The 19,628-nt window shown below is 65.8% G+C and carries 19 protein-coding genes; 4 read left to right on the top strand and 15 right to left on the bottom strand.

The features are described 5' to 3' along the window. Positions 1-29: 29 nt before the first annotated feature. Positions 30-1,484: an aldehyde dehydrogenase gene (locus ACZ50Q_RS22235; RefSeq protein ID WP_464079569.1), complete on the bottom strand. Its 1,455-nt coding sequence runs from the start codon at positions 1,482-1,484 to the stop codon at positions 30-32. 173 nt (positions 1,485-1,657) lie between these two features. Between ACZ50Q_RS22235 and ACZ50Q_RS22230 the strand changes: the two genes are divergently transcribed. Next, positions 1,658-2,626 (top strand): Bug family tripartite tricarboxylate transporter substrate binding protein, encoded by a 969-nt coding sequence (locus ACZ50Q_RS22230; RefSeq protein WP_464079568.1) that lies wholly within the window; start codon positions 1,658-1,660, stop codon positions 2,624-2,626. Between the two features lie 106 nt (positions 2,627-2,732). Here ACZ50Q_RS22230 and ACZ50Q_RS22225 read toward each other — a convergent pair whose 3' ends face one another. The 12 genes from ACZ50Q_RS22225 to fdxA all read right to left on the bottom strand — a co-directional run bounded on the left by ACZ50Q_RS22225 (position 2,733) and on the right by fdxA (position 13,908). Next, positions 2,733-3,578: a branched-chain amino acid aminotransferase gene (locus ACZ50Q_RS22225; RefSeq protein ID WP_076519346.1), complete on the bottom strand. Its 846-nt coding sequence runs from the start codon at positions 3,576-3,578 to the stop codon at positions 2,733-2,735. Positions 3,579-3,692: 114 nt separating this feature from the next. Continuing rightward, entirely contained in the window at positions 3,693-4,715 is a 1,023-nt protein-coding gene (locus tag ACZ50Q_RS22220; RefSeq protein WP_076519347.1) for an ABC transporter substrate-binding protein, read from the bottom strand. A 113-nt stretch (positions 4,716-4,828) separates the two neighbouring features. Then, the gene (locus ACZ50Q_RS22215; RefSeq protein ID WP_464079567.1) at positions 4,829-5,812 is read right to left on the bottom strand and encodes a branched-chain amino acid ABC transporter permease; all 984 of its coding nucleotides are present in this window, start codon (positions 5,810-5,812) and stop codon (positions 4,829-4,831) included. Further along, positions 5,809-6,696: a branched-chain amino acid ABC transporter permease gene (locus tag ACZ50Q_RS22210; protein ID WP_076519349.1), complete on the bottom strand. Its 888-nt coding sequence runs from the start codon at positions 6,694-6,696 to the stop codon at positions 5,809-5,811. Before ACZ50Q_RS22210 ends, ACZ50Q_RS22215 begins: the two co-directional genes overlap by 4 nt. A gap of 99 nt (positions 6,697-6,795) precedes the next feature. Continuing rightward, positions 6,796-8,010 (bottom strand): ABC transporter substrate-binding protein, encoded by a 1,215-nt coding sequence (locus ACZ50Q_RS22205; RefSeq protein WP_076519350.1) that lies wholly within the window; start codon positions 8,008-8,010, stop codon positions 6,796-6,798. Positions 8,011-8,072: 62 nt separating this feature from the next. Beyond that, the gene (locus ACZ50Q_RS22200) at positions 8,073-8,783 is read right to left on the bottom strand and encodes an ABC transporter ATP-binding protein (protein ID WP_076519351.1); all 711 of its coding nucleotides are present in this window, start codon (positions 8,781-8,783) and stop codon (positions 8,073-8,075) included. Beyond that, complete coding sequence (locus tag ACZ50Q_RS22195; RefSeq protein WP_076519352.1) at positions 8,780-9,553, bottom strand: ABC transporter ATP-binding protein; 774 nt, start codon at positions 9,551-9,553, stop codon at positions 8,780-8,782. Before ACZ50Q_RS22195 ends, ACZ50Q_RS22200 begins: the two co-directional genes overlap by 4 nt. Before the next feature lie 363 nt (positions 9,554-9,916). Continuing rightward, positions 9,917-10,552: an endonuclease III gene (gene nth / locus ACZ50Q_RS22190; RefSeq protein WP_464079566.1), complete on the bottom strand. Its 636-nt coding sequence runs from the start codon at positions 10,550-10,552 to the stop codon at positions 9,917-9,919. After that, positions 10,549-11,184, bottom strand: a complete 636-nt coding sequence (rsxB, locus tag ACZ50Q_RS22185) for an electron transport complex subunit RsxB (RefSeq protein WP_464079565.1) — start codon at positions 11,182-11,184, stop codon at positions 10,549-10,551. Before rsxB ends, nth begins: the two co-directional genes overlap by 4 nt. 112 nt (positions 11,185-11,296) lie before the next feature. Further along, a complete protein-coding gene (locus ACZ50Q_RS22180; RefSeq protein ID WP_076519355.1) occupies positions 11,297-12,523 on the bottom strand; it encodes a polyhydroxyalkanoate depolymerase in 1,227 nt (408 codons plus the stop codon). A gap of 212 nt (positions 12,524-12,735) precedes the next feature. After that, complete coding sequence (locus ACZ50Q_RS22175) at positions 12,736-13,536, bottom strand: ferredoxin--NADP reductase (protein WP_464079564.1); 801 nt, start codon at positions 13,534-13,536, stop codon at positions 12,736-12,738. Positions 13,537-13,584: 48 nt separating this feature from the next. Further along, positions 13,585-13,908 (bottom strand): ferredoxin FdxA, encoded by a 324-nt coding sequence (gene fdxA / locus ACZ50Q_RS22170; protein ID WP_006389264.1) that lies wholly within the window; start codon positions 13,906-13,908, stop codon positions 13,585-13,587. A 156-nt stretch (positions 13,909-14,064) separates the two neighbouring features. Here fdxA and pncB point away from each other — a divergent pair, with 156 nt between their 5' ends. Together pncB and ACZ50Q_RS22160 are read left to right on the top strand one after the other, a co-directional pair. Beyond that, the gene (gene pncB, locus ACZ50Q_RS22165) at positions 14,065-15,240 is read left to right on the top strand and encodes a nicotinate phosphoribosyltransferase (RefSeq protein ID WP_076519357.1); all 1,176 of its coding nucleotides are present in this window, start codon (positions 14,065-14,067) and stop codon (positions 15,238-15,240) included. A 72-nt stretch (positions 15,241-15,312) separates the two neighbouring features. Then, positions 15,313-15,663, top strand: a complete 351-nt coding sequence (locus ACZ50Q_RS22160) for a RidA family protein (RefSeq protein ID WP_076519358.1) — start codon at positions 15,313-15,315, stop codon at positions 15,661-15,663. A 184-nt stretch (positions 15,664-15,847) separates the two neighbouring features. On the opposite strand, the gene ACZ50Q_RS22155 is transcribed toward ACZ50Q_RS22160, so the two are convergent. Both ACZ50Q_RS22155 and ACZ50Q_RS22150 read right to left on the bottom strand, forming a co-directional pair. Continuing rightward, positions 15,848-16,357 (bottom strand): NAD(P)H-dependent oxidoreductase, encoded by a 510-nt coding sequence (locus ACZ50Q_RS22155; protein ID WP_464079563.1) that lies wholly within the window; start codon positions 16,355-16,357, stop codon positions 15,848-15,850. Continuing rightward, positions 16,354-17,187 (bottom strand): M90 family metallopeptidase, encoded by an 834-nt coding sequence (locus ACZ50Q_RS22150; protein ID WP_076519360.1) that lies wholly within the window; start codon positions 17,185-17,187, stop codon positions 16,354-16,356. Before ACZ50Q_RS22150 ends, ACZ50Q_RS22155 begins: the two co-directional genes overlap by 4 nt. A gap of 108 nt (positions 17,188-17,295) precedes the next feature. On the opposite strand from ACZ50Q_RS22150, the gene ACZ50Q_RS22145 reads away from it, so the two are divergent. Further along, complete coding sequence (locus ACZ50Q_RS22145) at positions 17,296-19,575, top strand: RelA/SpoT family protein (protein ID WP_464079562.1); 2,280 nt, start codon at positions 17,296-17,298, stop codon at positions 19,573-19,575. Positions 19,576-19,628: the final 53 nt, after the last annotated feature.

Genomic DNA, 19,628 nt, shown 5'->3' with positions numbered 1-19,628 from the left:
ATGATTGGTCTTGGGAAAAGGCGCGCGGCCTACATGCCGAAGTAGATGCCCTTGGACTGCTGGTACAGGCGCAGCCCGCTCACGCCTTTCTCGCGGCCGATGCCGCTCTGCTTGAAGCCGCCGAAGGGCGTGGAGATGGAGAGCTGCTTGTAGGTGTTGATCCACACGCTGCCCGCTTCCAGGCGTTTGGCAACGCGCCAGGCGCGGCGGTAGTCCGCCGTCCAGATGCCCGAGGCAAGGCCATACGCGCTGTCGTTGGCCTGATCGACCAGGTCGTCCTCGTCCTCGAAGGTCAGCGCGCACAGCACCGGCCCGAAGATCTCTTCGCGGACCACGTGCGCGTCGCGCGACAGGCCGCCGAGGATGGTGGGGCGGTAGAACGCGCCCGCCGCAAGCGCATCGCCTCCGGGTCGTTCTCCGCCCAGCAGGACGTGCGCGCCGTCGCGCCGCGCGGCATCGACCATGCCTTCGATCTTCTCGCGGTGGCCAAAGGATGCGATCGGCCCCATCTGCGCGCCGTCGGCGTCGGGCAGGTCGACCTTCAGGCTGCCGGCGCGCGCCACGAGCCTGTCGATGAAGCCTTGGGCGATGCTGCGCTGGACATACAGCCGCGAGCCCGCCACGCAGGACTGTCCGCTGCCTTCGAAGATGCCCCCGATGACGCCTTCAATGGCGGCGTCCTGGTCCGCGTCTTCGAACACGATGTGCGGCGACTTGCCGCCCAGCTCCAGGGCCACGGGCATCAGCTTTTCGGCCGCCGCATGCGCGATCGCGCGGCCGCTGGCGGTGCCGCCCGTGAACGACACCATGCGCACGCCGGGGTGTTCGACGAGGCGCCGGCCCACCGTCGCGCCGAGTCCGGTCACGACGTTCAGAATGCCCGGCGGCAGCCCGGCTTCGAGCGCGATGCGTCCCAGCGCCAGCGCGGGCGACGAGGTGATTTCGGACGGCTTGAGGATCACGGCGTTGCCCGCGGCCAGCGCCGGCGCGACCTTCTGCGCCTCCATCGTGAGCGGCGAGTTCCACGGCGTGATCGCCACGACCACGCCATACGGGTCGTAATGCGTCATGGACAGGTAATTGCCGCGCGGCGGCGTGACTTCCGCGCCCAGCGTCTCGCACACGCCGGCGTAGTAGCGGAAGGTGGCGGCGGCGCTGGCGACCTGGGCCTTGCATTCGGCCCACACCTTGCCGTTCTCGATCATCTGCAGGCGGGCGAGCAGGGGCGCGTTCTGGTCCATGCCGTCGGCGATGCGGCGCAGGATCGCGGCGCGCTGATGCGGCAGCATGTCGCGCCACGCGGGCTGGCGCTGCGCTTGCCAGGCGGCCTGCACCGCCTGGTCGACCTGGGCCTCGGAGGCCGCGCTGATCAGGTAGTTGCGGGCCCCGGTGGCGGGGTTGACGGATTCGAACGCGGCGTCTTCCTGCGCGATCCATTCGCCGCCGATCAACATGGATTTAAGGGTTTCCGATGATTCGGACATGAAGTGTCGTTCCTCTCTTGATGGGCTCTGTTTCGCCCCGGCGGCAAACGGCCGGGCGCATTTATTCGTTGACAGCCTGGGTTTGAAAAAATATAAAATAGAATAAGCGTTCTGCCTAATGGAACGATAAGAATAAACCGAATCTTCAACCGATGACAAGAGGAGACCTACCCATGCAATGCAATTGGCTGCGCGCGCTGGCTTGTGCCGCGACCCTGTTCGCGGCGACGGCGCACGCCGACACCTATCCCTCGAAACCCGTGACGATGGTCGTGCCCTATCCGGCCGGCGGCGCGACCGACGTCGTCGCGCGCGCCGTGGCCGAACGCCTCACCCAGTCGTGGGGGCAATCGGTCATCGTCGAAAACCGCGCTGGCGCCGGCACGACGATCGGCGCAAGCTCCGTGGCGCGCTCGAAGGGCGACGGCTACACGCTGTTCATGACCACGTCCGCGCACACGATCAGCGGTCATCTGTACAACAAGCTGAGCTACGACCCGGTCAAGGATTTCGCCCCGATCACGCTGGTCACCAAGGTGCCTTTGGTGCTGGTGGTCAACCCAGCCGTTCCGGCGAAGACCTTGCCGGAGTTCCTGGCCTACCTGAAGCAGAACGGCGGCTCGGTGAACTTCGCCTCGCCCGGCAACGGCACGGCGCAGCACCTGAGCGGCGAACTGTTCAAGATCGCCACGCAATCGGGCATCACCCACGTGCCGTACCGCGGCGACGCGCCCGCCTTCACGGATCTCGCGGGCGGGCAGGTGCAGATGATGCTGGCCACCATCACGTCGGCGCTGCCGCTGATCGAATCCGGCAAGCTGCGCGCGCTGGCCGTCGCCAACGGCAAGCGGGTGCAGGCGCTGCGCAACGTGCCTACGTTCGCCGAAGCCGGCATGCCGGGCTTCGAGGCCGCGACGTGGTTTGGCCTGCTGGCGCCGGCGTCCTTGCCGCCGGAACAGGCACAGCGCATCTACGAAGACGTGTCGAAGATCGTCGCGACGCCCGAAATGCAGGCCCGTATCGAAGGGCTGGGCGGGGACGTGGTCAACAGCACGCCCCAGGCGTTCGCCGCGTTCATGAAGCAGGAAGAGGAGAAGTGGGGCCGGGCCGTCAAGGCATCCGGCGCCGTCGCGGCGCAGTAGCGGTCAACGCTTGCGCCGCCCGCCGGGAAGCGGGCGCGTCCCGGCGGTATGCCCGCGTGGGCGCCGCAATGGAAATTGCGGCCGCCACGGGGACGTGAAGCGCGTCTCAGCCCCGGCGGGTGCTTTCCGCGTAATCCATGTACAGCTTGTGGGCGCGGCGCGCCATCGGGCCGTATTCCAGCGTGCGCGATTCGACGCGGTTCACGTGCACCACCTTGCCGTAATTGCCCGACGAAAACACCTCGTCGGCTTCCTCGACGTCGGCGCGCGTCAGGCTGCGCTCCTGGACCTCGACGCCGTCGGCCTTGAGCAGGGCCAGCACGCGGCGGCGGGTGATGCCGTTCAGGAAGGTGCCGTTGTCCACGGGCGTGGACACGACGCCGTCCTTGGCCAGCCACAGATTGCTGGTGGCGAACTCGGCGATGTTGCCGGCGCCGTCCAGCATGATGGCGTTGTCGAAGCCTTTTTCAGCCGCTTCGCGGATGGCGCGCTGGCCGTTCGGGTACAGGCAGGACGCCTTGGCGTCGGTGGGCGCCATGTTGGGCCACGAACGCGCAAAGCTGGAGAAGCAGGCCGAGAATCCCTGGTCGCCGGGCATCGGGACCTTGAAGACGTGCAGCACAAACTGGGTCTTCTCGGCGTCAGGCAGCAGGAAACCGTCGGCGCAGAAGAACATGGGTTTGATGTAGAGCTCAGACCCTTCCGGAAACTTGGCAACGGCCTGCAGGCACAGGTCCTGGATCTCTTCCCAACCCATCTGCGGCTTCATCAGCATCTTTTCCGCCGAGCGCACGACGCGCTGGCAGTGCAGGTCCAGGTCCGGGGTCAGGCCGCGGAATGCGCGCGCGCCGTCGAAGACCATGCTGGCCATCCAGAAGGCGTGGTCGGCCGGGCCGAGCAGTTTGGGGTTTTCGGTGGTCCAGTGACCTTTGTGCCAGAACAAGGCATCCATGATTGTTTTCCTTCGCGTGAATCGGGTTGGCGCTCGCGGCGCCTCGGCGGCCGCGCGCAGGCGGCCCCGCCTCGGCACCCCGCCGAAACGCCAGGATACATGATCCGGGGGGCGCTATTCCTTGGCCAGCGCCGCCTGCACGCGGTCGGCAACGTCCGCGGGCATCCATTGCCGCCAGACCGGGCCGTACTGCTTGAGGAAATAGCGCGCGGCGTCCTCGGGTTCCTTGCCCTCGTTCTCCAGCCAGCCCAGCGTGGCGTCGATGGCCTCGTCGGGCACGGTCAGCTTGGACAGGAATTCCGTGACGCGCGGCGCGGCCTTCGCGAAATCGGCGTTCATGCCCGTGACGACCGGATTGGGCTTGAATTCGGTGGCCACGGGGTTGGCGCACTTGGGATCGGTCATGCAGGTGTAGGCCGCCTGGTCGAACGCCGGCAGTTGTAGCTTCACCAGGTCCAGCGCGCCGACCAGCGACGTGGGCGTCCAGTAATAGAAGACGATGTCGCGCTTGCGCTTGTAGGCCGACACGATGGCGGCCTTTTGGGCGGCGCCAGAACCGGGGGCGAACAGGGTGTAGTCCTTGTCCAGCTTCAGGGCGCGCAGCAGGTTGTCGTTCAGGGTGCCGCAGGCCCAGCCCGCCGGGCAGCCATAGATGCGGCCGCGGCCGGGATCCTCGGGATCGGCAAATACCTCCTTGAAGCGCGCCAGGTCGGCGGCGGACTTCAGGTCCGGGTGCCGTTCGGCCGTGTAGCGGGGGATGTACCAGCCTTCGCCAGCGTCATAGACATGGCCCACGCCCAGTACCTTGCCGCTGGCCAGCGCCTTCTTCCAGGCGCCTTCGATCTGGCCGGGCCACACTTCGGGCGTGACGTCGACGTCGCCGCGCTGTAGCGCGGCCAGCATCGGCAAGGTTTCGCCGATTTCAACCGTGGTCTTGCAGCCGTAGCCGTGTTCCAGCACGTAGCGTTCGATGCCGGCCAGGACCAGGTTGGATTCCCAGTTCAGGCCGCTGAAACGCACGGGGCGGTCGACTTCGCAAGTTGGGGCGGCGGGGGCGGCGTGGGCCGCCAGGGGGGACAGCAGGGCGGCGGCCAGCGCGAGCGCGCCGAGGCCGGAAACGAGATGCGTGTTGCGCATGGTCGGCACCTGTGTAGTGGAGTGCCTGCCATTGTACGGGGCGCTCCCCGCGCGCCCCAATGCAGCGGGGCCGCGCTACGCGGCCCCGTGGGTCATGCTGCGGCGACCGGACCTCAGGCCCGCGCGGCGCGGCGCCGGTTGAACAGCGCGCCCAGTTCGCCCACGATGCCGCGCCGGAAGGCCAGCACGCAGATCACGAAGATCAGGCCGCTCACGATCGTGACGGACTCGCCCAGGCGCAGGAACCATTCCACGCCGGTCAGCTTGGCCATCATCTGGCCGAAATCCCCGACCTTGTTTTCCAGCAGCACGACGATGAACGCGCCCAGCACCGGGCCGGTCAGCGTACCCAGCCCGCCGATCAGCGTCATCAGGATCACCAAGCCCGACATCTGCCAGGTGGCGTCCGACAGCGTGGCGGACACGAACACCAGCGTCTTCGTGGCGCCCGCCAGCCCGGCCAGCGCGGCCGACAGCACGAAGGCCACCAGCTTGAAGCGGTCCACGTCGTAACCCAGCGAAATCGCGCGGGGTTCGTTTTCGCGCACGGCTTGCAGCACCTGCCCGAAAGGCGAGTGCACCGTGCGCCAGATGATGAAGTAGCCAATGATGAAGATGGCCATCACCAGGTAGTACAGGTTCAGGTCGTTGGACAGATCGACGATTCCCAGCAAGGTGCCGCGCGGCACGCTTTGCAGGCCGTCCTCGCCGCCCGTGAAGCCGGCTTGCAGGAAGAAGAAGAACACCATCTGCGCCAGCGCCAGCGTGATCATGGCGAAGTAGATGCCGCTGCGTCGGATGGCAAAGGCTCCCATGGCCAGTCCCAGCAGCGCCGCCACGGCCACGCCGAACAACAGCCCCAGCTCGGTGGGCAGGCCCCAGACCTTGATGCTGTGCCCGGCGGCGTAGGCCGCGCTGCCCAGAAAGGCGGCATGGCCGAAGGACAGAAGTCCCGTAAAGCCCAGCAGCAGATTGAAGGCGCAGGCAAAGAGCGCGTAGCACATGACCTTCATGGCGAAGATCGGGTACACGCCCATGAAGGGGAGCGCGGCCACCACGACCGCCAGGACCGCATAGCCCAGGAATTGACGATTCATTTTTCTTTTCCGAACAGCCCGGCCGGGCGGATCAACAGAACAATGGCCATGATGATGAAGACGACCGTGCTGGACGCTTCGGGCCAGAACACCTTGGTGAGGCCCTCGATCACGCCCAGGCCCAGCCCGGTGACGATGGCGCCGAGAATCGACCCCATGCCCCCGATCACGACCACCGCGAACACGACGATGATGAGGTTGGACCCCATCAGCGGCGAAATCTGCAGCACCGGCGCGGCCAGCACGCCGGCAAAACCCGCCAGCGCGACGCCGAAGCCGTACGTCAGCGTGATCATGCGCGGCACGTTCACGCCGAAGGATTCCACCAGCCGCGGATTTTCGGTGCCGGCGCGCAGCAGGGCGCCCAGCCGCGTGCGTTCAATGACGAACCACGTGGCAAAGCACACGATGATCGAAGCCGCCACGACCCAGCCGCGGTAGTTCGGCAGGATCATGAAGCCCAGGTTGGTCGCGCCGCGCAGGGCGTCGGGCGTGGGGTAGGGCTGGCCAGAGACGCCGTAGAAACTGCGGAACAGCCCCTCGATCAGCAGCGTCAGCCCGAACGTGAGCAGCAGGCCGTACAGGTGGTCCAGCTTGTACAGGTGCTTGAGCAGCAACTTTTCGATGATGATGCCGAACAGCCCCACGATCAGCGGCGCCAGGATCAGCATGATCCAGTAATTCAGGCCGAAGTACGACAGCCCCATCCAGGCGATGAAGGCGCCCAGCATGTAGAGGGCGCCGTGAGCGAAGTTGATGACGTTCAGCAGCCCGAAGATAACGGCAAGTCCGAGCGACAGCATTGCATAGAAGGAACCGTTGACCAGGCCCAGTAACAACTGGCCGAACAAGGCCTGTATGGGGATGCCGAAAATGTCAGTCATCTTGTGAAAATCCTGCGCGGTACGGAAGGAGGCGAGCTAGTCAGGATGAAGGCGGCCGGGCTGTCTGCCCGGACCGCCGCCGGGATCACATCGGCTGGTTTATTTCTTGACCAGCTTGCAGGTGGACTCGGACAACTTGGTGTAGACCTCGTCGCCGGGCAGCGTCGCCACCACCTTGTAGTAGTCCCACGGTCCCTTGGACTCGGCCGGGGTCTTCACTTGCATCAGGTACATGTCGTGGATCATGCGGCCGTCTTCGCGCACAAAGCCGCCCTGGGCGAAGAAATCGTTCACCTTGTTCGACTTCATCCACTTCATGACGTCGTCGCCGTTGTCCGAACCCGTCGCCTTGACGGCATTCAGGTAGAAGGTCGCCGACGAGTAGTCGCCCGCCTGCAGCATGGACGGCTTGCGGCCGACCTTGGACTCGAACTTCTTGGCCCAGGCGCGCGAGGCGTCGGATTGGTCCCAATACCAGCCGTCGGTCAGGTACATGCCCTTGGTGGCTTCCAGGCCGAGCGAGTGCACGTCGTTGATGAACACCAGCAGTCCAGCCAGCTTCATGGTCTGGGTCACGCCGAATTCATTGGCGGCCTTGACCGTGTTGATGGTGTCGCCGCCCGCATTGGCCATGCCCAGGATCTGCGCCTTGGAGGCCTGCGCCTGCAACAGGAAGGACGAGAAGTCGGAGGCGCCCAGCGGTGCGCGGACCTGGCCCTTCACGTCGCCGCCGTTGGCCTTGACGACCGCCATCGTGTCGCGCTCCAGCGCGTGGCCGAAGGCGTAGTCGGCCGTCAGGAAGAACCAGCTCTTGCCGCCGTCCTTGACCACCGCCGACCCGGTGCCGCGCGCCAGCGCCACGGTGTCGTAGGCGTAGTGCACGGTGTAGGGCGAACACTGTGCATTGGTCAGGTCGGACGAGCCAGCGCCGACCGCGATGAACGGCTTTTTCTTTTCGGCGGCAACGGCCGCCATGGCCAGGCTGGTGGCCGAGTTGGTGCCGGCGATGATGACATCGACCTTCTGCTGGTCGAACCATTCGCGGGCGCGGGCCGATGCCACGTCGGCCTTGTTCTGGTGGTCGGCGGAGACCACTTCGATCTTCTTGCCGTTGACCGAGCCGCCGAAATCCTCGATCGCCATGCGGACCGCGTCCAGGCCGGCCTTGCCGTCGATGTCGGAGTAGACGCCCGACATGTCGGTGATGAAGCCGATGCGGATGACATCGTCGGAGATACCTTGAGCGTGGGCGGTTGCCCCCGCGAATCCCAGGCCCGCCATGGCCAGTGCAGCAGTGATGGTGTGCAGCTTCATGGGATGACTCCTCTTCCCTACGGTGTGGTGTTTGCCGGGGTTCCGGCGGATGACAGGTTGTTTTAGACGCCCAACAGTTCGTTGAGCGTGTCCTGTTTTTCTGAAAGTTCGGCCGCTTCGAAATGCTCGACGATCTGGCCGTGCTCCATGACGTAGAAGCGGTCGGCCAGCGGCGCGGCGAAGCGGAAGTTCTGCTCCACCATGACGATCGTGTAGCCGCGCTGCTTGAGCGCGGTGATCATGCGGGCCAGCGCCTGCACGATGACGGGCGCGAGGCCTTCGGAGATTTCATCGAGCAGCAGCAGGTTCGCGCCGGTGCGCAGGATGCGCGCGACGGCGAGCATCTGCTGTTCGCCGCCCGACAGGCGCGTGCCCGGGGAATTCCGGCGCTCCAGCAGGTTGGGGAACATGTCGTAGATCTCGGCCAGCGACATGCCGCCGCCCAGCGAGCCCACGACGGGGGGAAGCAGCAGGTTCTCTTCGCACGAAAGGCTGGCGAAGATGCCGCGTTCCTCGGGGCAGTAGCCCACGCCCAGATGGGCAATCTTGTAGGTGGGCAGGTCGATGGCCTCGGTGCCGTGGATGCGCACGGAACCCTTGCGCGAGCCGGTCAGGCCCAGGATCGCGCGCAACGTCGTGGTGCGGCCGGCGCCATTGCGGCCCAGCAGCGTGACGACCTCGCCCTGTCCCACGCGCATGTCCACGCCGTGCAGGATATGCGATTCCCCGTACCAGGCATGCAGTCCCGAGATTTCGAGTGCGGGGGTGCTCATGCGTGCGCTCCTTGAAGTTCGCCGTCGGTCGTGCCCATGTAAGCCTGCATCACGGCCGGATGGCGGGAGACTTCGGCGTAGGAACCTTCAGCCAGCACCGAACCGCGCGCCAGCACGGTGATGGTGTTGGCAATGGAGGACACGACATTCATGTTGTGTTCCACCATGAGGATGGTGCGCCCGGCGCTGACGCGCTTGATGAGTTGCGTGACGCGATGCACGTCTTCGTGGCCCATGCCCTGGGTGGGTTCGTCCAGCAGCATGAGCTCGGGCTCCATCGCCAGCGTGGTGGCGATCTCGAGCGCGCGCTTGCGGCCGTACGGCAAATTGACGGTGGTCTCGTCGGCGAAGTCGCCCAGGTCCACTTGTTCGAGCAGCGCGCGGGCGGGCTCGTTCAGGACGTCCAGACGCTTGGCGCTTTGCCAGAAGTGATATGACAGGCCCGTCTTGCGCTGCAGCCCGATCCGCACGTTCTCCAGCACGGTCAGGTGCGGGAACACGGCCGAGATCTGGAAAGAACGGATGATGCCGCGCCGGGCGATCTGCGCTGGCCGCTCGCCGGTAATGTCGATACCGTTGAACTTGATGCTTCCCGAAGTGGGAGAGAGAAATTTCGTAAGCAGGTTGAAGCATGTGGTCTTGCCCGCGCCGTTAGGCCCGATCAAGGCATGAATCTCGCCCCGCTTGATACGCAAATCGACCCCATTGACCGCGACGAAGCCGCGGAATTCCTTGGTGAGGCCTTTTGTCTCCAGGATTGTGTCATCCATGTTCGCTGCACCAGCGTTGTATTTATATGGTCTCTACCTGGCGTCGTTGCGTCAGGCCCCCGCAGGGTTGGAAAACTGTCTGCGTGCTCAGTTTTCTTATGAGTTGCCGGCGAGTATGCGGACGTCGCAATCAAAATTCCATGAGGGTTTGTCATAGGTTTTGCACTGCGGAAAGGCCAATTGTCGGCATGCCGACAATGCTGTGCCGACATGGGAAGAAAGCCTTTCCAATATGGAAATGCGATGCAGCAAATACGCATTGACCGTCATCAGGATGACATGCGATCGACGGCCAGGGAAAACCCGGTTTTTTGTTCGTGGCCGCGGGCGTTTGAAATGCAGCGCGGCAATATGCGGGAAGATTCAGGCGGGGGTTTTCTGCTTGAATTCGCAGAGATCGGAGATGCCGCATTGCGGGCATTTGGGCTTGCGCGCCACGCAGACATAACGGCCATGCAGGATGAGCCAGTGGTGGGCATCCAGCAGATATTCGCGGGGCACGAGTTTCTCGAGTTTCAGCTCGACTTCCAGCACATTTTTTCCGGGCGCGATGCCGGTGCGATTCGCGACGCGGAATATGTGCGTGTCCACCGCCATCGTCGGTTGTCCGAACGCGGTATTGAGCACGACGTTTGCGGTCTTGCGGCCCACGCCGGGCAGCGCTTCGAGCGCCTCGCGGGTTTGCGGCACCTGGCCGCCATGCTGCTCGATCAGGATTCTGCAGGTGGCGATCGCGTTCTTTGCCTTGGTGCGGAACAGGCCGATGGTCTTGATGTAGTCGGCAAGGCCTTCTTCGCCCAGCGCCAGCAGCGTCTCGGGCGTGCCGTACTGCGGGAAGAACTTGCGCGTGGCGATGTTGACCGACTTGTCCGTGGCCTGCGCCGACAGCAGCACGGCGATCAGCAGCTGGAACGGCGTGGCGTATTCCAGTTCGGTGGTGGGGGTGGGATTGGCCGCGTGCAGGCGGGCGAAGATTTCTCGGCGTTTGGCGGCGTTCATGACTGCGTGGGATTGCGGCGGGCCCGGGCGCGGGCCAGCGCGGATTCGATGACGGAGCGCTTGCGGTCTTCCTTTTGTGTGTCGTCGGAGGCGGGCGCGGCGGGGGCGGGCGTTTCCGGCGCCATCAGGCGCGCGTTGTCGGCGGCCAGCCGCTCGGCGCGGGCCAGGTGATTGCGATGGCGCTGGCGGCTGATCGCGGCGTCCTGGTCCGTCCAGGCGCGTCCGGCCGGGACCATCTGGATACAGTCGACCGGACAGGGCGCCACGCACAGGTCGCAACCGGTGCACCAGTCGTCCAGCACGGTGTGCATGTGCTTGTTGGCGCCGACGATGGCGTCCACCGGACAGGCCTGGATGCACAGCGTACAGCCGATGCAATGCGATTCGTCGATGCGGGCGACCAGCAGCGGGCCGGGTTCGCCGCGGGAAAGATCCAGCGGCAGGGCGGGAACGTCCAGCAGCGCGGACAGCGCGGCGATGCCTTCGTCGCCGCCCGGCGGGCAGCGGTTGATGGGCGCGACGCCCTCGGCGATGGCCTCGGCATAGGGCCGGCAGCCGTCGTAACCGCACTTGGTGCACTGTGTCTGGGGCAGCAAGGCGTCAACGCGGTCGGCGAGTGAGCGACAGGACATGTAAAGCCAATAATGGAAAAAGGGCCGCTCGGGCCCCGTGGATACGGATCAGGCTGCCGGCGGCGCCGGGCGCTTGCCCGTGCCCCGCCCGGCGGACGGCGCGCTGCCGCCCTTATGCCGATTGCCGGATGAACTCGGCAATTTTAGGACAGATCATTTCGCGCCAGCGGCGGCCCGAGAAAATCCCGTAGTGCCCGCAGTTGGGCGCCGTGTAATGCGACTTGCGGTCGGCCGGGATGTTCTTGCACAGCTCGATGGCGGCGCGCGTCTGGCCCTGGCCCGAGATGTCGTCCAGTTCGCCTTCGATGGTGAACAGGGCGACGTCCTTGATGTCGGCCGGGCGCACCCGCTTGCCTTCGACTTCCCAGGTGCCGCTGGGCAGCGAGAAGTCCTGGAACACCATGCGGATCGTGTCCAGGTAGAACTCCGCGGGCATGTCCAGCACCGCGTTGTACTCGTCGTAGAAGCGGCGATGCGCTTCGGCGTCGCTGTCGTCGCCCCGCAGCAGGTCCAGGTAAAAGTCGTAATGGGACTTCATGTGGCGGTCGGGATTCATGGCCATGAATCCCGCATGCTGCAGGAACCCCGGGTAGACCTTGCGGCCCGCGCCCGGATAGCGGGGCGGCACGGGATGGATCACCTGGTTCTCGAACCAGGAATAGGGCTTGGTCGTGGCCAGGCGATTGACCTGCGTGGGCGACTGGCGCGGGTCGATGGGACCGCCCATCATCACCATGCTGCGCGGCTGGCAGGGATCGTTGGCGGAAGCCATGAGGGACACGGCGGCCAGCACCGGCACGGTGGGTTGGCAGACCGAAATGACATGCACGTCGGGGCCGAGCCGGCGGATGAAGTCCTGCACGTAGCGCACGTAGTCGTTCAGATGGAACGGACCGGCCGACAGCGGCACCATGCGGGCGTCGACCCAGTCGGTCACGTAGACGTCGTGGTTGGGCAGCAGGGCGCGCACGGTATCGCGCAGCAGGGTGGCGTGGTGCCCGGAAAGCGGGGCGACCAGCAGCACCTTGGGGTCGTTCTTGCCGGCCAGGCGGACGTCGCGCTGGAAATGCACCAGGCGGCAGAAAGGCTTGTCCATGGCCACGGCTTCGATCACCCGGACGGATTTGCCGCCGATCTGGGTGGTGGGGAGGTTCCAGGCAGGCTTCTGGTATTCCTTGCCGATACGGGTCATCAGCTCATACCCGGCGGCCAATTGGCGCGAGATCGGGGTATAGGCGAGCGGGCTGTAGGGGCTGGAGAACAGCTGAGAACCGGCGTCCGTGAATGCAGCGAACGGAGTCAGGAAGGCGCGCTGCATTTCGTGCAATTGGTACAGCATTTCGGGGAAGTCCTTCTGGGTCGAGCGTGTGCCCCGATTATTGCTCCGGGGCGTATCGATATATCCAATCAGACTGAAGAATGTCGGGCAAAGTCCCGGTTTCTGTTGCTAAAAAGCGACCCGTCATGTGTTTGGCACCAGTTTAGGGCGGCTTTCATGCCTTGCGGTGATACCAAAAGGAGGATTTATGCACTACGCCGGATCGTACGGCACTACCAGTAGTTTTCTACTGCCAGGTTGCCCGGGATGCCGCGGCGGCCCGGTTTGAACCCACGTTCACCCAGCAATTTTCGTGCCTCGGCCAACATGGCCGGGTTGCCGCAAAGCATGACCTTGGCGCTTTCCGGATCCAGCGGCTGGCCGGCAAGCTGCTCCAGGCGGCCGTCGGCGATGAGCGTGGTGATGCGTTCCTGCGGCATGCCGGGCACGGGTTCGCGCGTGGCGATGGGCAGGTAGACGAGCTTGCCGGGATCGGCCGCGAAGACGTCGGCCAGGGCCGGATCGCGGCGCCAGGATTCGATCTCTTCGCGATAGGCCAGTTCCGCCGCGGTGCGCACGCCGTGCACCAGGATGATGCGGCGGTAGGCGCGCCAGACGGCGGGGTCGCGCAGGATGGACAGGTAGGCCGACAGGCCGGTGCCGGAGGCCAGCAGCCACAGGTCACCCCCGGGCGCAAAGCGTTCCAGCGTCAGGAAGCCGTAGGGCGCCTTTTCGACATAGAGCGGATCGCCGGGCTGCAGGCGCGCCATGCGCGGGCTGAAGAGGCCCTCCGGGACGACGATCGAATAGAACTCCAGCCAGGGCTCGTGCGGGGCAGAGACCATGGAATAGGCGCGCCATATCGTGGGAGGACCGCTGGGGTCGTCCGCGCCAGGCAGGCCGACGCGGGCGAACTGGCCGGGCAGGAACGCAAACGCGTCATCCCGCGTCACGCGCACGGAGAAGAGCTTGTCCGGCACCCAGGTTTGGACGCTGGTGATGGTCTGGCGCGTATATTTGGAATCGTCGGTCATCGGGGCATCGCACGAAGCGCCGGCCGCGTTGCGGCGGGCGCCTGCGGATTACTTTTCCAGGTATTGCAGCTTGTCCTGCTTGCCGTTCCATTCGTCGGCGTCGGGCAGGGGCTTCTTGGCGCGGCTGATGCTGGCGAATTCCGGTGAAAGTTCGGCGTTCAGCGCGATGAAATTCAGTTGGTCCTGCGGCACGTCTTCTTCGGCGTAGATCGCGTTGGCGGGGCATTCGGGGATGCAGACCGCGCAGTCGATGCATTCGTCCGGGTCGATCACGAGGAAATTCGGACCCTCACGAAAACAGTCCACCGGGCACACGTCTACGCAATCGGTGTACTTGCACTTGATACAGTTTTCGGTGACTACGTGGGTCATTCAGGAACTCCGGGGATCGGCGGCAGATGTGTCTTGATGTGCGATTTTACCCAATGCCGCGCTGATGTGTCGGCAATACCCGTATTGACAGCGTGGCCCATCGTGCCGAAGGGCGTGTTCTCTATGCTATGGTGTCGCGAAACGAAACGCGCAATCATGATTATTACTTCGCTGCTCGACACCGACCTGTACAAGTTCAGCATGATGCAGGTGGTGCTGCATCATTTTCCCGCTGCCCAGGTCGAGTACCGGTACAAATGCCGAACCCAGGGCGTCGACCTGCGCCCCTATCTGGACGAAATCCGCCAAGAAGTGCACCAGCTTTGTCAGTTGCGCTTCACGGAAGACGAACTGAAATATCTGGGCAGCTTGCGCTTCATCAAAAGCGACTTCGTTGATTTTCTGGGCCTGTTCCACATGCCCGAGCGCTGCATCCACATCGCCGAAGGCGAGGGGCCCGGCGAGATCAGCATCGAGGTCAAGGGACCGTGGCTGCACACGATCCTGTTCGAGATCCCCGTGCTGGCCATCGTCAACGAGGTCTATTTCCGCAACACGCGCAAGCATCCGGACTGGGAAGAGGGCCGCAAGCGGCTGCAGTCCAAGATGCACCTGGTGCTGGACGATCCCGCGCTGGCCGATTTCCGGGTGGCCGAATACGGCACACGGCGCCGCTTCTCCAAGGCCTGGCACGAAGAAATCGTCTCGACCATGAAGGCCGAGATGGGCCCGCACTTTGCCGGCACCAGCAACGTGCTGCTCGCCAAGGAACATGACGTGCTGCCGCTGGGCACCATGGGCCATGAATACCTTCAGGCCTGCCAGGCGCTGGGGCCGCGCCTGCGGGATTCGCAGGTGTTCGCGCTGGAGGTCTGGGCCAAGGAATACCGCGGCGATCTCGGCATCGCGCTGTCCGACGTCTACGGCATGGATGCGTTCCTGCGCGATTTCGACATGTACTTCTGCAAGCTGTTCGACGGCGCGCGTCACGATTCCGGCGATCCCTTCATCTGGGGCGAGCGCCTGCTCGAGCACTACCGCAAGAACCGCGTGGATCCGCGCGCCAAGACGCTGGTGTTCTCGGATGCGCTGACCTTTCCCCGCGCCATCGAACTGGCGCGCCAGTTCTCGGGCCGCTGCAAGGTGTCGTTCGGCATCGGCACGAACCTCACCAACGACCTGGGCCACGAGCCGCTGCAGATCGTCATGAAGATGGTCCGCTGCAACGGACAGCCGGTGGCCAAGGTGTCCGACGCGCCGGAAAAGACGATGTGCGACGATCCCGCCTACCTGGCCTACCTGCGCCAGGTGTTCCAGTTGCCGCCCGCCTGACGACGCCTGGGCGTCGCGCGCGGGCATGTTTGCCCAGTTCCACCCACTCCACTCGACTCTAGGGGAATTTTCATGAGCAGCATCAAGCGCTTTCACGTGGCCAAGCGCCTGTCGGACATGGCCGTGTACAACGGCGTTGCCTACCTGGCGGGCCAGGTGCCGGACGACGCCACGCTGGACATCACCGGCCAGACCGAGCAAGTGCTGGCCACGATCGACCGCCTGCTGGCCGAAGCCGGCACCGACAAGACCAAGATCCTGATGGCCCAGATCTACGTGGCCAACATGAAGGAATTCGACGGCATGAACAAGGCCTGGGATGCGTGGGTCGCCGACGGCAATTCGCCTCCGCGCGCCACCGTCGAGGCCCGCCTGGCCAATCCCGACTACAAGGTCGAGATCGTGGTGACGGCCGCCCTCTGATTGCGCGGCCATGGCCGGCTGCGGCCGGCGCAGCGAAAAAGCCCTCTGGCGCACGCCGAGGGCTTTTTTGTCGCGCAGCGCAGGGCGGCAGGACCAGGTGTCCAGGTGTCTGACACCCTTTGAGACGCCGTCGCAAGCCAGGGTGTCAGACACCGCGCCCACCGTGCCACACCGCGCCGCTTCCCTACGCGCCCATCAGCACTATCCCCGCCAGCAGCCCGCCCAGTTCCTCGCAGCGTGCCAGGTCGGCGGCCGCCACCGTCTTGGGCGCCAGGATCTGCGCGGCGGTCTGCGCGCCCATGTTGACGATCAGCGCCGGCGCGATGGCGGTCAGGCGCCAGCCCGTGCAGATGCGTTCGACCTGCCGCGCCGCGCCCGAGCCGTCGCTGCCGGCGCTGATCATGGCGGCGTAGGGACGGCCCTGGATTCGGTCCAGCACGGCGTAGTAGTTGCGGTCAAAGCATTCCTTCATCTCGCCGCTCAGGCTGGCAAGATTCTCGGGGGCGCAGAAAAGATAGCCCTGGCTGGCCAGCAACGCGTCGGCATCGGCGTCCTGCGCGCGCCGCAATTCGATCCGCAGATCGTCCGCCTGTTCCAGGGCCGCGGCCGCCGCCGCCGCGCCGCGCGCCGCAGCCTGGGCCATCTGCTGCGCCGCGCCGGTGCGCGAATGCCAGACGATCAGCAGCTGTTTCATGCGTAACGTTCCGCCGGGTCCTGCCGGTAGTAGGCCCGCAGCAGGGCATACCACTCGGGCAGGGCCTGCTGCATGGGGTGGGGGTCCACGAAGAAGTGTTCCGAGCTGACGGCAAAGAACTCCGCTTCGTCCGTGGCGGCATACGGATCCAGGGGCAACTGGCCATACCAGGCGTCCGCGTCCTCGCTTTCCGGGTCCACGTCGCGCGGAATGGCGGCTTCCACGGCGTCGACGGCGGCAATGAAACGGTCCAGGCTGTCGTCCAGCACCCGGCGCCAGGCGCGCGGATCGAGTTCGGGATGCGCCGCCAGCGAAGGCATGCCGTCCGCATCGCCCGAACGCAGGTCCAGCTTGTGCGCGAATTCGTGGATGACCACATTGAAGCCGCCTTCGGACAGTTGCGTGTCTTCCCAGGACAGGACCAGCGGTCCGCCTTCCCAGGCCTCGCCCGCGGCGTCTTCGATGTATTCATGGACGACGCCGTCCTCGTCCTGGCGCGACCGGGGGATGCGGAAGCTGGCCGGATACACGATGATCTCGTCCCAGCCTTCGTACAGTTCTGGCGCGAGGTTCAGGATGGGCAGGCCGGCCTGCGCCGCGATGGACAGCCGCATGAAATCCGAGACCGCCAGGCCCTGCGCGCCGTTGATGGTCTTGCTGGCCAGCAGCCAGGCGGCGCGCGCCTGCAGCTGGGCAGTTTCGTCGGGGGTCAGCGCCGCCAAAAATGGGTAGGCGTCCAGCACCTGCCTCCAGAGTTCGGGCGGGATGCGGGCCTGCATGTCGGCCACCGCGGACGGGCGGGCGCCCCGGCCCTTCAGCCAGCGCAACATAAGCTTTGGTTCCTACGATATGCCGCGATGCGGCAGTGGGTTCAGAGTGACTGAACCCTAGTGTAGAGTGTCGGGATATTCAACCAAACCCCCCGCGCTACGTCCGTTATGTCCGCCCCGCCTGTTCCCGATGCGCCTTCGCCATTCGACGCTTCCTGGCGGCAGCAAGCCGGAGCCGGGCTGGATGACGACGGCCTGGCGCTGATCGACCGTGCGGTGCAGTGGGCCGTGCCTCGCTTCGAGGGGCAGCAGGCGCTTACGGGCGAGCCGCTGGCAGAACACGGCGCCGGCGTGGTCCGTATCCTGGCCGGCCTGCACACCGACGCCGCCACGCGCGCCGCCGCGCTGCTGGCCGCCTTGCCCACCGACCTGATGGCCCCCGCGCCGTCCCTGCGCAATGACCCCATCGCCACGGCATTCGGGGCCGAGATCGCCCGTCTGGTGCAGGGCACCTATGCGCTGTTGCGGCTGGGCGTGGTGGCCCGCCAGGCCAGCGACGTGTCGGCGGAAAGCGGCTCGCAGAAGGAAATGCAGCGCAAGATGCTGCTGGCGATGGCGGCCGACCTGCGCATCGTGCTGATGCGCCTGGCCTCGCGGCTGCGCACGCTGCGCTGGCACGCCGAGAGCAAGGCGCCATGCTCGCCGGGCTTTGCGCGCGAAACCCTGGACCTGTATGCCCCCTTGGCCAACCGGCTGGGCATCTGGCAGATCAAATGGGAAATGGAAGATCTGTCGTTCCGCTTCCTGGAGCCCGAAAAATACAAGCAGATCGCCCGCCTGCTCGAAGAAAAGCGGGTCGAGCGCGAGGCCTTCATCGCCGGGGCCATCGCGCGCCTGCAGCAGGCGCTGGCCAAGGGCGGCATCGACGCCGAAGTCAGCGGGCGTCCCAAGCACATCTACAGCATCTGGAACAAGATGCGCGTCAAGCGCCTGGACTTCGCGCAGATGTACGACCTGCGCGCGCTGCGCGTCATCGTGGAGGACGTGCGCGCCTGCTATACGGCGCTGGGCATGGTCCATGAAATGTGGACGCCGCTCTCCGACGAGTTCGACGACTACATCTCGCGTCCCAAGCCCAATGGCTACCGGTCCCTGCATACGGTGGTGGCCGATGACGACGGCCGTCCCTTTGAAGTGCAGATCCGCACTCGCGAGATGCACCAGTTCGCCGAATACGGCATGGCCGCGCATTGGCGCTACAAGGAAGCTGGCGCCAAGGGCGGGCAGGTGGCTGCCTCCAGCGAATACGACCGGCAGCTTGCGTGGATGCGCCAGTTGCTCGCCTGGAACAGCGAGGTCGAAGGGGGCGCGGACGCGGCGCCGGAACCGGCCAAGTCCCCGTCCGGCAAGGCCGCCTCCGGCAAGGGCCGCGGCGCCGTCGCGGCGCCCGCGCCGGGCGACGACCGCATCTACGTGCTGACGCCGCAGGCGCGCGTGATCGAGCTGCCCGCGGGCGCGACGCCGGTGGATTTCGCGTATCACCTGCATACCGACCTGGGCCATCGCTGCCGGGGCGCGCGCGTCGACGGCCAGATGGTGCCGCTGCAGACGCGCCTGTCCACCGGGCAGACCGTGGAGATCCTCTCCGCCAAGTCCGGCGGCCCGTCGCGCGACTGGCTCAATCCGCAGCTGGGCTTTCTGGCCAGCCCGCGCGCCCGCGCCAAGGTGCGCATGTGGTTCAACGCGATCGAGCTGCAGCAGCGCATCACGCAGGGCCAGGCCCTGGTCGAAAAAGAGCTGCAGCGCCTGGGCAAGACCGCGGTCAACCTGGAGCAGCTCGCGCAGAATCTGGGCTTTGCCCGCGCCGACGATCTCTACGTCGCGGCCGCCAAGGAAGAATTCAGCCTGCGGCAGATCGACGCGCTGTTCCAGCAGCCGGGACCGGCCACTGAACCCCAGCCCGCCGCGCTGCGCCACGCCAGCGCGGGCAGCGCCGAGAAAAGCGGCAAGAGCGGCGTTCTGGTGGTGGGCGTGGGATCGCTGCTCACGCAGCTTGCCCGCTGCTGCCGGCCCGCGCCGCCCGATGCCATCTCCGGTTTCGTGACGCGGGGGCGCGGCGTGTCCATCCACCGCCGCGATTGCCACAGCTACCTGGCGCTCGCCGCGCGCGAGCCGGAACGCGTCATCGAGGTGGCGTGGGGCGAAACCGCCGACACCTTCTACCCGGTGGACATCAGCGTGCGCGCGCACGACCGTTCCGGCCTGCTGCGCGACCTCTCCGAAGTCTTCGCGCGGCTGCGCCTGAACGTGGTGGGCGTGAACACGCAGAGCAAGCAGTCGCTCGCCCACATGGTGTTCACGGTGGAAGTGCGCGGCGGGGAATCCCTGTCCCGCGCGCTGGATGCCCTGGCCGAGGTGCAGGGCGTGTCGTCGGCGGTGCGCCGCTAGGCTGTGATCCGGCAGCGCGAGCCGCCGCCCGATCATGCCCCGCGGTCGCTGGG

Source organism: Achromobacter sp. T5-5 (genome assembly GCF_055397965.1).
The sequence above is the reverse complement of the archived record's forward strand: the minus strand, read 5'-3'. Positions and strand labels throughout refer to the sequence as shown.